This window comes from Sphingomonas sp. CFBP 13728, from assembly GCF_014841895.1.
GTDB lineage: Bacteria > Pseudomonadota > Alphaproteobacteria > Sphingomonadales > Sphingomonadaceae > Sphingomonas.
Genome location: NZ_JACYUS010000004.1, coordinates 67,035 through 79,696, shown reverse-complemented (window position 1 = coordinate 79,696; position 12,662 = coordinate 67,035). Strand labels below are relative to the sequence as shown.

Below are 12,662 nucleotides of genomic sequence, written 5' to 3'. Positions count from 1 at the left end.
GGTAGAGACGGTTTTAATGCTCGTTGGAGTGCCGGTCTTCGGCTGACGTATAGTAGCGCGCGATATCCGCTTCGGTGAGCGCATGACCGCTCGATTCTTCGACGAGCATGGCGATTTCGCCATCGGTCCTGCCGGCGTCGCGCAACTGCTCGATCTCGTCGCTCACCATGTTGATGAAGGCGGGCACCGGGAACCGTTCTTCGCCCAAGCCTAGCGCATCGCGCATATGCTTTTGGGCACGCAAGGCTTCGGGAAGCGTGAATGCGATATCATCGGCCATCGAATGTGCCTTTCATGGAAGCTGAAAAGTGGTCGGGGGGCATCGGCCCCCCGACACCGAAACGCTTATGCGGTGACCGCTTCCGCCTTGGCGTTTACGCTCGACGTTGCCATCGCCGTCAGCTTGTCGTCGGTCGCATATTCCTCGTCGAGCGTCTCTTTCAGGATCGCTGCGATATCGGCGCGGCCGAGCTGGTTCGCCCAAGCGATTAACGTGCCGTACCGCGTGATCTCGTAATGCTCGACAGCTTGTGCCGACGCGATCAGCGCGGCATCGAGCACGGCCTTGTCCTCGATCTCGCCGGCGACTTCGTTGGCTTCCTTGATGATGCCGTCGATCGCCGGGCAGGTCACTGCCTTTGCCTTCTCGCCGAGCAGGTCGAAGATGCTCTCGAGGCGCGTGATCTGCCCTTCCGTCTCACGCAGATGGGTTTCGAAACCCTGCTTCAGCGCTGGCGCGGTTGCCTTGTCGGCCATCTTCGGCAAGGCCTTGGTGATCTGGTTTTCCGCGTAATAAACGTCCTGCAGCTGATGCAGGAACAGGTCGTCGAACGTCACGATGTCTTTGGAAAACAGGCCCATGATAGTGTCCTCGCTGAGCGGATAACCGCGAAGCAAACTGCTTCGGCACCGCCGCAACGCGCCGACTCCGGGGTAAGTTTCGTTCGGTTTCGCGCAGCCGCAGCGCGCTATAGATTTGCCTGCTTGTCGACCGGCAGCTCTGCGTCCGGACCATAATAGAGCTTGGCGCAGTCGTCGCGAAGGCACCCTCCCTCGATGACGATGTCATCGCGGTAGGCGTCGCTGATGAACGTCAGCGTGTCGACGTGCTGCGCTTCGAAATACATTTCGTGGACATCGTCGCGGCCCGCCCCGTAAACGACGCGGCCGACCTTCGACCAGATCGATGCCATCGTGCACATGCCGCAGGGCTGCAGCGTAGAGTAGAGCGTCGCACCGCGCAGTTCCAATTCCCCGGTGTTTTCACACGCCCGCCGGATCGCCATCATCTCGGCATGCGCGGTCGCGTCCGGCAATTCCTTCGTCTGGTTGCGCTCGCCCGCGATAATCTTGCCATCGAGTACGATCACGCACCCCAGCGGCGAGGTCGAGGGATTGGATCCCTTCGACCGGGCGATCGCGATCGCTTCGCGCATCCACCGTTCGTCATCCTGCGTCATCGTCTTGGCTCCCTGTTACGGTCGCACAACGCGTAGCGGACACAATGGATTCGTTCGGCGCAGTCGTCCTCGAATGCTGAGGATAGCCGGTATCTACCGCTCCTTGCTGCGGGTCGGGAAGACAGGCCCCCGGACGGTCATCTTGGCAGGGTCATAGGGTTTTCTGCAGACCAACGATATCGTCGTGGGATCCGCGCAGCCAGGTATCGATGTCGGCAGGATCCAGGATCGTGATCATGGCTTTCGGGTGGATCGGCGCTACCAGCGGGTTGGGATCGCACGTCACCATCGTAAACCCGTTCCCTTCTGCGGTATGCGGCCAAAACCCGGCGGCTGCGAACACGGCTGATCGACCACGCCGAACCACATTTCGCCTTTAAACGGGGGTTTGCCGTCACCCAGATCATGCTTGTCGGGCGTAAATTCGCAGAACTCGGTCAACGGCACGAGGCACCGGTTTTCCGGCCTTTCCGCGAGTTTGCGCCACTGTGGAACGGCCAGGTTACGGACGTTGGTCATCGGCCATGGGGCCTTTCCGCCCAGCACGTCCCACGACATCACATACCAGGCACGCTCGCCGTCCTGTTCCCGCATCACATAATTTCGGCTCTTGGGGCGAAGCTCACGCGGATCGAACCGGTTGTCGCGCGGTCGCTCGCTGAAGATCTTTGCGGCAGACTCCCAATGGGTTTCGGGTTCACCGAGCATGCGAGCGCGATTACACATGGTCGCTGCCTTAGTTGTCTACTGCTTGATCGCGGATCGCGGCTGCGATCCGCGTGAGCAGTTCGAGAATGCGTTCGTCGGTCTCGCTTTCGGAGAACGCCTCGACGATCTGTGCCGCCTGTTCGAAGTCACTGTTTGGCTCACCCATCGCGCTACGATGCCGAGCATGAGCCAACCGGCAATGCGGTCGGTTGCACAGTCCCGCGATAGAGCGCGCCTTGCCGGAATCGGTTATAACCTCTCGCGGCTAAGCAGTTCCCGATCGTCAGCGTAGCCCCCGCCGCACGGCTGGCTTCGAACAGATTGCCGTCGTTGGCGAGAGTATTGGACAGATGCAATGCTCGTGCGTCGCGCGAATGCGAGCAATCCAGGAAGGTGTGCCACGTGGCACACCTTAATCGCTATCATGCCATTGGGACGGACACGGTCACGGGGCGGTGCGTTCATGTCCAACTGGATGGAGAACCACAATGGCCGATGACAAAAGCAAAACCGATGGGCGTGATCGCAACCGTGTTTCGGGTAGCGAGACGTATGAGGTCGAGTATTTCGCCGAGAAGCACGGGTTGACCGCACAGCAGGCGCGCGACCTGATCGCCGACGTCGGCAACGATCGTGAGAAGCTTGATGCTGCCGCGGGCAAGCTCAACGGTGAGCGCGGCAAAGCCTGAATACTACCGGGGACGCCGGTTCTCTTTTGGCAAGAGACGGGGCGGACCGGCTGTGCCGCACAACGGGGCTCCCGTATCGTAAACCGGTTATGGACCAGGCGTGCCGTATTCTGGTGTCGCCATAGAAACGATCGAAGCAGCCTCCCATCTAACGGCTCATGACCAATAGCATTCTTCATCTCGGGCTGATGGAAGACACAGAGATCGAGCTCGATCTGGCCGCCCTCGAACTCGCAGCGCTCGATCACCCCGGCGTCGATCTCGACGAATATCTCGACGAGCTCACCGACATAGAAATAGCCCTGCGCGCTGCTGACGGCGACGCAGTGGGCAGCGTTGCTCAGGCCCAGGCCCTGAGCAGCGTGATGGTGGAAGAATTCGGGTTCTCCGGCGACCGCGTACACTATGACGATCCGCAGAATGCGGACCTGATCGCGGTTGTCGATCGTCGGCTTGGCCTGCCGATCAGTCTCTCGATTATCTATGTGGCGATGGCTCGCCGCCTGGGATGGTCGGCAATGCCGCTCAATACCCCCGGCCACGTCCTGGTCCGCCTTGGCGACGCATCGGCTGCGCTGATCATCGATCCCTTCAACGATGGTCGCATCGTTGCCCCTGAACAGGTGAAAGCCTTGCTGGAGCAGATGACGGGCCAGGCCCGGTTCTCCGACGGGATGCTTCCCCTGTCGAACCGGTCGGCGCTCGTCCGCCTGCTGCTCAACCAAGCGACCCGTGCCGAGCAGGCTGGTGATCCTGCGCGCGCGCTGGTCCTGTATGATCGCATGACGATCGTGGCGCCTACGCATGCCCATGGTTGGTGGGAGCGTGCCAGACTTCAGCTGGTCGCCGGAGACGTGGCCGGCGCACGCAGCAGCCTCAGCGCGATGCTGGAAATCACCCGGGATGACGATCTGCGCCTGCAGGTATCCGCAGCGCTCGATGCCCTTCCCCGGCCAACGCCGTCTTGAACGTCGCGATGGGCTGGCGCTTGCCATGATGGCTTATCCTAAGCGCGTCCATCGGCGCTCATGCCAGGCCCGGGACTGAACCGCGTCTCCAAAACGCCAGAACCGGGTCTCGCGCGTGTGGAGACCAGCACGAACGAGCGTCCAGCATTCACCCGTCGGCAGCTCGACGATGCGGTGAATGTGCGCGGCATCGACATGATAGGTTTTGCCGGGAAGCCGGTGAACGCGTTCGCTGTGCCAACCGCCGTTTGGATCCAGGTGGAACACCTCTTCGACATAGCCGCCATCGAGGATCTCCGTCTCGAAGCTCCATGGGTGGTCATGCGGTGTGGCGTGCGGCTCTTCCATCTTGAACCGGTGCAGTGCGCGTCCGTCATCCAGATGGTATTTGGTGAAAGCCCGCGACATGCGTTCGACACTGACGATCCGCGTACCGTCGGGAACGCGGGCAATGGCTGCGCGCGGTAGTCGCATACTCACGGTTCAGACACCTCTTCATAACAGCCGGCGCGCCGCAGCTGGCGGACGATCCCGTTGAAGGCCGCGGTCACGCCCTGCGCGCTGCCGATCTCGTTCTCTTGGGCTGCGGCGTCCCAGTAGAGTTCGAGTGGCCAGCGTTCGGGGCAGTGCGGCAGCAGACAGCGCCGCGCCAACCGAATCTCGACGACATCGACGCGGGCGTCAGAGTAGCGCGCGACACCGCCGCGCAGGATATGCACCGACAGCGCGATGACAACGCGCTGATGACGGACGAGCTTGGCCATCAATGAAAGTCGTGAGATTTGAACTTCACGACGGCTTCCGGATCCATGCCGTCCGCATGGGGCGGCCAGTAAGCGTTGCGAGGGGCAGGGTTCCAGCCCTTGTCGCCGCGGTCAGGGGAGCCCGCATGTTTCGCGCCGTCACCGCGGCCGGTCCGGTGCGGGAACGACATTTCGCCGACCCTGTGCAGTAGATCGCCATGGTCGATAATCCGGTCGCAGATGACGTGGATGACCTCGCCCTCCTTCTGCACCCTGCCCTTCATACCGATCATCGACGCGGACATCACAGTGCGGCGCTGGCGCTCGAACCGATCGGGCCACAGAATACCGTTGGCGATGCCTGTCTCGTCTTCGATCGTGATGAACAGCACGCCCTTGGCAGACCCCGGCTTCTGGCGAACGAGGATGATGCCGGCGACCTCGATATGGCGGCCGTCGCGGATCGTTGCCAGGTCCGCGTATTNCGCAACGAGAGCTGCAGCGCGCGGTAGTCCTCAATCACCTCACGACCGTCGGTCAGTGGGCGCAGCTCGACCTCAGGTTCGATCCCTTCCGCGCTGACGGCCTGATCCGCGCGGTCGGCCGCAGCGAACAGCGGCAGCGGTGCTTCGCCGAGCCCCCTCACCTTCCACAAGCCCTGGCTACGATCGGCACCGAAGCTGTGAAAGGCGTCGCCGTCCGCAAGTTTCTCGATCGCGGCGCGCTGCACGCCTGGTCGGCAGGTCAGCGCGTGCCCACCGCGCACCCGGCCGCCACCCGCCGCCCCGCGGGACCGAACACCTACCGGGATCCTCGCATCATGCGCGAGCGCACCGCTGGTCGTTAAAGATCGATGTTACGGGCGCGCATCGCCTTGGGCGCCAAATCTGCGATAGGCCCAAGCCCTGCGGTCGCCTCATAGACTTCGGCGACATCGTGATCCGCAAGCTTGCCCAGCATGAGGCGAACCGCCGCAGCGCTCGGCTCGTCCAGTACGGTCTTTGTCTCGTCGTTCGCCATGGGTAAGGTCCCGCCGGTGTTTCCAATGGAGTACGAATAGCATGAACGTAAGTGACCTGGCCAAGGGCGTCGCGGAAGCGACCGGTTCGAACGAAGCTGACGCGAAGAAGGCGATCACCGCCGTATTTGACCAGATCGCGGCCGCAGCCGTTAAGGGTGAGGAGGTTTCGATTCCAGGGTTCGGAAAGTTTACCGTCAAGGACCGCCCGGAGCGCGAAGGCCGTAACCCCGGTACCGGTGAGGCGATCACGATTGCGGCGTCTAAGAAGGTTGCGTTCACGGCCGCCAAGGGTCTGAAAGACAAGCTGTAAGACGTGTGCGCCGGCGAGGGATCTCGTCGGCGTCAACCCGAGGGATAGGCTTCGTGTGCAACCGGTATCGTATGACGGCAAAATAGGTAGACCTTGCGGTCACCTTCGGTATCTGCCTCCTTAGAAGGACAAGGAATACCCCGTCGGTGACATCTTCCCGACTGGCAAGAAGACGACGTTCTACGGCAAGGCGATCGTACCGGACGGCGGCGAGCGTAAGCTCCGACGGATGGAATGGGGTGTGCCAACGCAGGTGCCCAGCGCACGCGACGCCTCGGTCAGCTGTCGATCGTCGCGCTCACGACGGTCGAGCGGCCGGCGTGCTGCGCCGCCTCCTACTGGGTCCTCGCGATCATGAATTCGCCCGGTATCTTGTCGCTCGCTACAGCCTCGAGCTGTCGGTGACGCGCGACGGACGGGTCAGATTCCCGGCGGTAGAAGATGTCACCGGCACCGGTCAGGTCGATCGCCGTAGTGCTCGGCAGGTATGCACAGGCATAGTCGGTGAAACGACCGTCGCCGCGGCCGGGCAGCTCGCGCACCTAGTCGCATCGGGCTTGGACAGCATCTAGCGACACTCCGGGAACGGCGCCGATCGTCAGCAGCTGCTCTTTGCCGCCAAGGCGATACTTAATCCGGAACGACTTCCGACCAGTCGGCGTAACGTAGAGGTGCAGGCCGCCTTGGTCGAACAGCATGTAGGTGGCCGCGCGGCTTTCACCGCAGCGTTGGTCAGGATAGGATACCCTTTGAGGATCGAGGTAGAATTATGGGCGAGCCGACGGAACTGCGATATTCGGTCGAAATCGCAGATCAAAAACTAACGTCCGGGTGGTCGTCGGTTGCGTTGCGGTTATCGACCGAAGGGGCGTTGAACGAGGTCCGGATCAGACGGGGCGACCAGTCGTCACATCAATTCAGGATCTTCGATCGCAGGACCCGGGAAGTTTTCGAAGAGTAAGCGCCGCTCGGAGCATCATCGTGGGTGCCTGCGGCGGAGGAGCCCTCTCCCGCACAGTTTCAAACCAACGGTTTTCTGCGGTCGCGGGTGGCATTTTCGAGCTTGTACCCTAGCGATACCTCGCCGGCTCTCCATCAGTTTAGCCTAGGTTAGATATTCATTGCCAAATTCAGTTAAATGAAAAGCGGCAGGCGGATTGGTACCGCCCCCGAATGCGGATGTATTTCAACCTGATCGAAGGCTCTCGCACGTTTGTCGATGACGAAGGGCTAGAGGTTTCAGATATCACCGACGCTCGACGTCGGGCAATTTTCGCCGCTCGCGCCATAATCGCGGCTCAGGTTGAAGAGGGATTTCTCGATACCGCTTCCCAGATCGATATTGCCGACATCGATGGCGATATCGTGATGACCATTCCGTTCTCGGAGGCGTTTACAACGAAAGGCGGTTGAGGAACCCTCCGCCGTTACTCAAGCGATCTGATAGATCGGTACCCAAAATTAGGTAAGGCGCCCCCCGCAAGCCGCTGACATACAACCGGCATCGAAACTGAAATGCGACCAATCGGTTAAATTGGTTCTAAATTGGCGTTCTCTCGCAAAACATCCTAGTGAAAACCTAGTATCCCAAATTTGGGCTGGATGGCTTGGGGATCGGCATGGATGGGATATCACTGGAAGCTGAGAATGCCCGAAACGAAGGGAAAGCAGCGAGCAGAGATCCGGCTGGTCAGTTAGATCACTGCCCGTACGATGAGCAACGAGAGCCGTTACTGAGAGCCATCTGGCAGGATGCGTTTGCTACCTCGAAGCTCTATCGTGATTGCTAGCAGCGCCCAGCGGTCTTGTCCTAACCGTGACTGTGACCGATCGAGAACCGACCAATCTAGGTCAATAACTCATTCATAACAGTTGCTTTCTCCCTGTCTGACGATACCCAGCCGAAGTATGGTTAACGACGAGATGCCGGGATGTCAGACAACCCTCCGATACGCGACTATGAGCAGCTTACCGTCGCCGAACTGAAAGCCGCTGCTCAATCGACCACAATAGAGGAGCGGCGCGCCCATCTCGATCAGGCAGGAATCTATGCTGCCCTTGGCGAACGTGCCCGCGGCTTTGCACTAGGAGATAATTGAGAGAGGCAGGCGCAGCGGTGGATAAGTCCTCCGCCGCAATGACGCTTTTTCTGCGGGTTTCAGCCGGTCATGTAACCCGGTTTTAAGTAGGCGATACCCCGACGCATGCGCGGCGATGGCGACGCGCGCGACGTAAAGGTGCAGAGGCAGTTAGACGTGGCCAAGTTGCCTGCCAGCCGAGCCCGACGCCCACTGCAGGGCGGCATACCCGAACCCGGCTGACACGACTGACGCAATAAGGACGGCAAGGGACGCCATTTCGGTACGTTGCACATCCGGAAAGGCGAGGTTGGCGATGAACAGCGAAATCGTGAACCCGATGCCCGACAGCGCTCCGATCCCGAGCACCATCCGCCACGACACCGCATCGGGGAGTTCCGCCAGCCGCAACTTCACTGCAAGCCACGTCGCCGAAAGGAACCCCAGCGGCTTCCCGAACGCCAGTCCGGCAAACACGCCCAATCCGAGCACAGAGCCAGCAGCGTCCGCGAGCAAATCCGAGGAGAAGTGAATGCGGACGGCCGAGAGGGCAAACAGAGGCAGGACCACGTACGAAACCCAGGGGTTGAGCATCTGCACCAGACGCTCAGCAGGTTCGTCGGTCGCCTGCGTCATCTCCTGAAGATAGCCAAGCTGCTTTTGCGTCCTGCGTTCGGCCTCTTCGGCGTCTGTATGATCGTCGTCTGCCTGCTGCGCATCCCGCACGGCAGCTTGGAACCGATCGATCGGTTCCTGAACGCGGTGGGCGAAGCGATGCTCGGACAATCGCGAGCGCGTCGGCGACAGCAGTCCCAACATGACCCCGGCGATAGTGGCGTGAATGCCGGACACATAGGTCCCACCCCACACGATCAGCCCTAGCAGGACGTAGGGAATGGGCGATACCAGCCGTAACTTGAGTGCGCCGAACATTGCGGCATAAGCCACGATGGCGACGATCAATGCGGTCAGATCGAGCGCATCTGTATAGGCGACGGCGATCACGAGCAGGCCACCAACGTCGTCGATTGCCGCAAATGCGAGAAGCACGGCGCGGACCGACTTCGGCAGACGCGTGGCAAACAGGCCGATGATCGCGAGCGCGAACGCCGTATCGGACGTGATGACGGTTCCCCAGCCATGCGCCGCCTCGGTTCCGTAGGTGAAGGCGAGATAGACTGCGATCGGCACAACTATGCCGCCAATCGCGCCGGCCAGGGGAAATGCAGCCGTCCGAATAGTTGATAGAGCACCTTTGGTGATTTCGCGCTTCACCTCTGCTCCGATGATAAGGAAGAATAGCGGCAGCAGCGCGTCGTCCACCCAATCGGCCAGCGGATGCGTGGTGTGCAGCGCGCCCAGGCTGATCGCAAGGCCGTTGTCCCAGAAAGCTTCGTAGACCTGTACGAGGGACGAATTCGTGCAGATGAGCGCAACGATCGTTGCGACGAGCAACGGCCCCCCAACGACCTGATCGGTGGCGAAGAAAGGCGCCAAGCGATGAAGAAACGCAGCCGTCACGGGGGAATGATGTGCGCGCGCCGCAACTTTGCCAGACAATCGCGGTGTCAAAGACATGGGTAACCTTGGTGAATTGAACGGATACTCAATCTTTCCCGATCGGTGAGCCGACATCTGCCAGTCGGTCATGCGAGACGGTCAGGTCACCCGACCGCCTCGAACGTTGGTAATCAGCGCAGAGTCCACACGCGTACCCGTTAGTCCCCTACCCTACGGTCACGCCGGGGTCAGACCGATACCGGCCCAGCCATCACGCCGACTGAGGTATGATGCTGATCATGTCATCCTCTGCGGGTTCCTTGGCGGGCTTGAGTTTGAGCGCCTGATCCGGTTGAACCTGACCGGTTCGCGTCCGGGGATCCAGGGGCACGGTCTCGCCCGTTTCCAGCGACCGTTCGATTGCGGCAAGCACCCGCATATCAAGCAAACCTTCATCGCCATCAGCTTCGGGCTGGAGGTCGTCGAGAATGCATTTCGAAAAATACTGCGTCTCGTTGCCGAACTGCTCGACCGGATCGAAACTGTGCTCTTTGCTGCCGGCGCTGGTCGTCTCGACATACGCAATGCCGACCTTCGGGCCGAACATGAACGACGGTGACGCATGAATGCTGGCTTTCGTGCCCACCAGTTCGAAGAACTCCGAAGATGCCGTAGCGTAGCTGACCATGAACTGCGCGACGCGCTCTCCGGAAAAGCGCAACGTGACCGCCACCGTGTCATGGAAATTGAAGCCACGGTTGGGCGTTTTCGTACCGACCGCGTGGACGGCGATTGGCTCCTGACCGAAGAGGTTGCGCACCGCGTTCAGCGGATACGTCCCCATATCTGGGACAGGGCCACCCCAATAGCCGTTATGGCCACGCGAATTTGCTTCCGAGACGTTCTGCGCGAAGACGGACACGAAGCTTCGCAGTTCGCCGAACTCGCCTGTCCGCGCGCGCGTTATCATCTCGACGGTACCAGGTTCGTGATGAAGCCGATACGCGATCATCAGCTTCGCACCGCTCTTCTTTTGCGCAGCGATGATCTGCTCTGCCTCGCTCACGCTGGAAGCCATCGGCTTTTCGAGCAGAACATGGATGCCGGCTTCCAAAGCGGGAACGGCATACTCCAGATGTAAAAAATTCGGTGTGGCGACATAGACTGCATCGATCTCTCCGGATTTCAGCAGATCGCGATATTGCTCGTACGACCAAGCCTTGATGCCGTAAAGTTTCGCAAGCTTGTCGGCCTTCACGGGGTCGCCGGTGACGAGCGCCGTCAACTCCGAATTGTCGGTACGACCTATGCCCGGCATGAATGCCTGTTGCGAAATCTGGCCACCGCCAACGACGGCGTAGCGCACCTTTTTCGTATGCCCGAACATATCGGTCCTTCGATGTAGACTGGAGAGCAAAGGTTAACGAGGAGCAGGCTGGATCGTTGCATCTCTGCCCCGGCTGGCTCGTCGATCAATCGCCACTTTGGCAACGCGTGTTGCCCCATCTCGGTAAGAGGCCTCGTAATCCGCGCACGCTGCTTCAATCGTCAGGCCGCTAACGCTATAGAGTTGTCACGCCCCAGAGACCGCTCTCAAGTTCCTCAACGTATCGATATGCCGACCCAGTTGTAGACATTCGGACTGACCTGCCCACTTCCTAACTTCGGCCATTCATTTATCTCAATCGTAGACTGATTTTCGCCATTTCAATCAGCTACGCGTTTAGGTGACGCGAGGTGTCCAGCGCACCCTCGGGCACAGCAGTCCGTTATCAACATGTGGCGATCCAGCCGCTAGACTCAAGATTGAGACATGACATGCGATTCGTTCAAATCGAGATCCTACCGCAAGGCAAGGCACTCGTAGATATCGACAAGCTGACCCATGCAGTACCCGAAGGTAATGGGTCACGCTTGTTCCTTGGAGCGCAGCACCTCGACGTGCCGCATTCACTGGCGGAACTCGAGAACGTCCTGGCTGGTCGCGAGCGAACCGACGATGGCGCAAACAGCACCGCGGGGTTCGGCGTCCGCTAGGCCGATAGGACGTCGGACGCTCATACACGTTTGACCTATCAGCCGAGGCAACCCTTCCGGTCGGGCGGAACCATGCGTAGACCAGGCCATGACCCGTCCGCATAAACGCAGCTTTACCCTCAGACGGCGCGGTAGAACGCCGGTCTGGCTCAGGCTGCTATGGCGGGTGGGACTAGCCGGCGCGCTTATAGCTATCGCGCTATTCGGTCACTGGTTCGACCGTGATGGCCTGCGCGACAACATCGACGGCGCGATCAGCTTTCTCGATGTGCTCTACTTCACCATGATCACGGTCACCACGGTCGGCTATGGCGACATCGTGCCCGTGACGACCCAGGCGCGCATGTTCGACACGTTCGTCGTCACGCCGGTCAGGCTCTTCGTATGGATCATCTTTCTGGGGACGGCGTATGACTTCCTGCTCAAAAACGTCTGGGACCGGTGGCGCATGACCGTCATCCAGCGTCATCTTCATGGTCACGTCGTCGTCGCCGGGTATGGCACCAGCGGCGCCGAAGCCGTGGACGAGCTCGTCAAGCGTGGTGCGGATCCCGAGACAATCGTGGTGATCGACGATCGGACTGTCGCGCTCGACGCTGCCGAAGCGCGGGGAACGACCGTCATGCAGGGCGATGCGACCCGCAATGCGGCGCTGGAAGCCGCACAGCTCGCCCGTGCGCGCGCCCTGATCGTCGCGGCCGGGCGGGACGACACGTCAATCCTGATCGTCCTGACCGCGCGGGGACTGGCCCCACGGGTACCCATCAGCGTCGTCATAAAGTCGCATGACAACGAGGCGATTGCACGGCAGGCCGGGGCCGACACCGTGATCAACCCGGCAAGTCTGGCCGGTGTCCTGTTGGCAGGATCGACCCACGGCGCGCATATCGCGTCCTATCTGGCGGATCTCGCTGCGGCAGACGGACAGGTCGTCTTGCACGAACGAGCGGTAACCTCGGCAGAGGTGGGCATCCCCTTGTCGGAGATCCGCACCGGCCTCGGCCACCGCATCTATCGGGGCGATCGAAGCTTTGGGTTCTGGGAGGCGGAAACGCAGCGGCTCGAACCGGGCGATCTCATCGTCGAGGCCGTGCGGCGGGTTCATGCCGAACCCGCCACTTAAGCAACCGCTTGTCGCTACGGTCCGT

The 12,662-nt window shown here is 60.7% G+C and carries 19 protein-coding genes and 1 pseudogene; 7 read left to right on the top strand and 13 right to left on the bottom strand.

Annotated elements, in window-relative coordinates; translation table 11 throughout:
- Nucleotides 1–13 precede the first annotated feature (13 nt).
- The 5 genes and pseudogenes from IFT67_RS16350 to IFT67_RS16330 form a co-directional block, all read right to left on the bottom strand.
- Nucleotides 14–280, bottom strand: a complete 267-nt coding sequence (locus IFT67_RS16350) for a hypothetical protein (protein WP_192239239.1) — start codon at nucleotides 278–280, stop codon at nucleotides 14–16.
- A gap of 65 nt (nucleotides 281–345) precedes the next feature.
- The gene (locus IFT67_RS16345) at nucleotides 346–861 is read right to left on the bottom strand and encodes a YciE/YciF ferroxidase family protein (RefSeq protein WP_132742078.1); all 516 of its coding nucleotides are present in this window, start codon (nucleotides 859–861) and stop codon (nucleotides 346–348) included.
- A gap of 107 nt (nucleotides 862–968) precedes the next feature.
- Nucleotides 969–1,460, bottom strand: a complete 492-nt coding sequence (locus IFT67_RS16340) for a nucleoside deaminase (RefSeq protein WP_192239238.1) — start codon at nucleotides 1,458–1,460, stop codon at nucleotides 969–971.
- 93 nt (nucleotides 1,461–1,553) lie between these two features.
- Nucleotides 1,554–2,186 (bottom strand): annotated as a pseudogene (locus tag IFT67_RS16335) (SOS response-associated peptidase family protein).
- 10 nt (nucleotides 2,187–2,196) lie between these two features.
- Nucleotides 2,197–2,334 (bottom strand): hypothetical protein, encoded by a 138-nt coding sequence (locus IFT67_RS16330; RefSeq protein WP_192239237.1) that lies wholly within the window; start codon nucleotides 2,332–2,334, stop codon nucleotides 2,197–2,199.
- 322 nt (nucleotides 2,335–2,656) lie between these two features.
- Between IFT67_RS16330 and IFT67_RS16325 the strand changes: the two genes are divergently transcribed.
- Nucleotides 2,657–2,857, top strand: coding sequence for a DUF3606 domain-containing protein (locus IFT67_RS16325; RefSeq protein WP_192239236.1), 201 nt, complete (start codon nucleotides 2,657–2,659; stop codon nucleotides 2,855–2,857).
- A 158-nt stretch (nucleotides 2,858–3,015) separates the two neighbouring features.
- The gene (locus IFT67_RS16320) at nucleotides 3,016–3,825 is read left to right on the top strand and encodes a SirB1 family protein (RefSeq protein ID WP_192239235.1); all 810 of its coding nucleotides are present in this window, start codon (nucleotides 3,016–3,018) and stop codon (nucleotides 3,823–3,825) included.
- Between the two features lie 33 nt (nucleotides 3,826–3,858).
- On the opposite strand, the gene IFT67_RS16315 is transcribed toward IFT67_RS16320, so the two are convergent.
- The 4 genes from IFT67_RS16315 to IFT67_RS16300 all read right to left on the bottom strand — a co-directional run bounded on the left by IFT67_RS16315 (nucleotide 3,859) and on the right by IFT67_RS16300 (nucleotide 5,588).
- On the bottom strand, nucleotides 3,859–4,305 hold the full coding sequence (locus tag IFT67_RS16315; RefSeq protein WP_192239234.1) for a hypothetical protein: 447 nt from the start codon (nucleotides 4,303–4,305) through the stop codon (nucleotides 3,859–3,861).
- Nucleotides 4,302–4,589: a hypothetical protein gene (locus tag IFT67_RS16310; RefSeq protein WP_192239233.1), complete on the bottom strand. Its 288-nt coding sequence runs from the start codon at nucleotides 4,587–4,589 to the stop codon at nucleotides 4,302–4,304. Before IFT67_RS16310 ends, IFT67_RS16315 begins: the two co-directional genes overlap by 4 nt.
- Nucleotides 4,589–4,960: an OB-fold nucleic acid binding domain-containing protein gene (locus IFT67_RS20710; protein WP_446740824.1), complete on the bottom strand. Its 372-nt coding sequence runs from the start codon at nucleotides 4,958–4,960 to the stop codon at nucleotides 4,589–4,591. The genes IFT67_RS16310 and IFT67_RS20710 overlap by 1 nt, the downstream gene beginning before the upstream one ends.
- Nucleotides 4,961–5,411: 451 nt before the next feature.
- Nucleotides 5,412–5,588 carry a hypothetical protein gene (locus IFT67_RS16300; RefSeq protein ID WP_192239232.1) on the bottom strand — a complete coding sequence of 59 codons (177 nt, stop codon included), beginning with the start codon at nucleotides 5,586–5,588 and terminating at the stop codon, nucleotides 5,412–5,414.
- Nucleotides 5,589–5,629: 41 nt separating this feature from the next.
- Between IFT67_RS16300 and IFT67_RS16295 the strand changes: the two genes are divergently transcribed.
- Nucleotides 5,630–5,899, top strand: coding sequence for an HU family DNA-binding protein (locus IFT67_RS16295; protein ID WP_132897098.1), 270 nt, complete (start codon nucleotides 5,630–5,632; stop codon nucleotides 5,897–5,899).
- A gap of 335 nt (nucleotides 5,900–6,234) precedes the next feature.
- Here IFT67_RS16295 and IFT67_RS16290 read toward each other — a convergent pair whose 3' ends face one another.
- Both IFT67_RS16290 and IFT67_RS16285 read right to left on the bottom strand, forming a co-directional pair.
- Nucleotides 6,235–6,441, bottom strand: a complete 207-nt coding sequence (locus tag IFT67_RS16290) for a hypothetical protein (protein ID WP_192239231.1) — start codon at nucleotides 6,439–6,441, stop codon at nucleotides 6,235–6,237.
- On the bottom strand, nucleotides 6,442–6,597 hold the full coding sequence (locus IFT67_RS16285; RefSeq protein WP_192239230.1) for an Arm DNA-binding domain-containing protein: 156 nt from the start codon (nucleotides 6,595–6,597) through the stop codon (nucleotides 6,442–6,444). It lies immediately after the preceding gene.
- 475 nt (nucleotides 6,598–7,072) lie between these two features.
- Between IFT67_RS16285 and IFT67_RS16280 the strand changes: the two genes are divergently transcribed.
- Together IFT67_RS16280 and IFT67_RS20485 are read left to right on the top strand one after the other, a co-directional pair.
- Nucleotides 7,073–7,312 (top strand): DUF6894 family protein, encoded by a 240-nt coding sequence (locus IFT67_RS16280; protein WP_192239229.1) that lies wholly within the window; start codon nucleotides 7,073–7,075, stop codon nucleotides 7,310–7,312.
- A 518-nt stretch (nucleotides 7,313–7,830) separates the two neighbouring features.
- Nucleotides 7,831–7,998, top strand: a complete 168-nt coding sequence (locus IFT67_RS20485; protein WP_206757937.1) for a hypothetical protein — start codon at nucleotides 7,831–7,833, stop codon at nucleotides 7,996–7,998.
- A gap of 150 nt (nucleotides 7,999–8,148) precedes the next feature.
- On the opposite strand, the gene nhaA is transcribed toward IFT67_RS20485, so the two are convergent.
- Both nhaA and IFT67_RS16270 read right to left on the bottom strand, forming a co-directional pair.
- Nucleotides 8,149–9,627, bottom strand: a complete 1,479-nt coding sequence (nhaA, locus tag IFT67_RS16275) for a Na+/H+ antiporter NhaA (protein ID WP_244647449.1) — start codon at nucleotides 9,625–9,627, stop codon at nucleotides 8,149–8,151.
- Between the two features lie 121 nt (nucleotides 9,628–9,748).
- Nucleotides 9,749–10,864, bottom strand: coding sequence for a Gfo/Idh/MocA family protein (locus IFT67_RS16270; protein ID WP_192239228.1), 1,116 nt, complete (start codon nucleotides 10,862–10,864; stop codon nucleotides 9,749–9,751).
- Between the two features lie 431 nt (nucleotides 10,865–11,295).
- On the opposite strand from IFT67_RS16270, the gene IFT67_RS16265 reads away from it, so the two are divergent.
- Both IFT67_RS16265 and IFT67_RS16260 read left to right on the top strand, forming a co-directional pair.
- Nucleotides 11,296–11,514 (top strand): hypothetical protein, encoded by a 219-nt coding sequence (locus tag IFT67_RS16265; protein WP_093400015.1) that lies wholly within the window; start codon nucleotides 11,296–11,298, stop codon nucleotides 11,512–11,514.
- Between the two features lie 88 nt (nucleotides 11,515–11,602).
- Nucleotides 11,603–12,637, top strand: a complete 1,035-nt coding sequence (locus IFT67_RS16260) for a potassium channel family protein (protein ID WP_192239227.1) — start codon at nucleotides 11,603–11,605, stop codon at nucleotides 12,635–12,637.
- Nucleotides 12,638–12,662 lie beyond the last annotated feature (25 nt).

Coding starts and splice junctions, on each gene's coding strand:
- IFT67_RS16300 (WP_192239232.1), bottom strand. CDS start 5,588: ATGGCGAACGACGAGACAAAGACCGTACTGGACGAGCCGAGCGCTGCG.
- IFT67_RS16345 (WP_132742078.1), bottom strand. CDS start 861: ATGGGCCTGTTTTCCAAAGACATCGTGACGTTCGACGACCTGTTCCTG.
- IFT67_RS16310 (WP_192239233.1), bottom strand. CDS start 4,589: ATGGCCAAGCTCGTCCGTCATCAGCGCGTTGTCATCGCGCTGTCGGTG.
- IFT67_RS16260 (WP_192239227.1), top strand. CDS start 11,603: ATGACCCGTCCGCATAAACGCAGCTTTACCCTCAGACGGCGCGGTAGA.
- IFT67_RS16340 (WP_192239238.1), bottom strand. CDS start 1,460: ATGACGCAGGATGACGAACGGTGGATGCGCGAAGCGATCGCGATCGCC.
- IFT67_RS16350 (WP_192239239.1), bottom strand. CDS start 280: ATGGCCGATGATATCGCATTCACGCTTCCCGAAGCCTTGCGTGCCCAA.
- IFT67_RS16325 (WP_192239236.1), top strand. CDS start 2,657: ATGGCCGATGACAAAAGCAAAACCGATGGGCGTGATCGCAACCGTGTT.
- nhaA (WP_244647449.1), bottom strand. CDS start 9,627: ATGACCGACTGGCAGATGTCGGCTCACCGATCGGGAAAGATTGAGTAT.
- IFT67_RS16270 (WP_192239228.1), bottom strand. CDS start 10,864: ATGTTCGGGCATACGAAAAAGGTGCGCTACGCCGTCGTTGGCGGTGGC.
- IFT67_RS16265 (WP_093400015.1), top strand. CDS start 11,296: ATGCGATTCGTTCAAATCGAGATCCTACCGCAAGGCAAGGCACTCGTA.
- IFT67_RS16285 (WP_192239230.1), bottom strand. CDS start 6,597: ATGCTGTTCGACCAAGGCGGCCTGCACCTCTACGTTACGCCGACTGGT.
- IFT67_RS16330 (WP_192239237.1), bottom strand. CDS start 2,334: ATGGGTGAGCCAAACAGTGACTTCGAACAGGCGGCACAGATCGTCGAG.
- IFT67_RS16280 (WP_192239229.1), top strand. CDS start 7,073: ATGCGGATGTATTTCAACCTGATCGAAGGCTCTCGCACGTTTGTCGAT.
- IFT67_RS16295 (WP_132897098.1), top strand. CDS start 5,630: ATGAACGTAAGTGACCTGGCCAAGGGCGTCGCGGAAGCGACCGGTTCG.
- IFT67_RS20485 (WP_206757937.1), top strand. CDS start 7,831: ATGTCAGACAACCCTCCGATACGCGACTATGAGCAGCTTACCGTCGCC.
- IFT67_RS16320 (WP_192239235.1), top strand. CDS start 3,016: ATGACCAATAGCATTCTTCATCTCGGGCTGATGGAAGACACAGAGATC.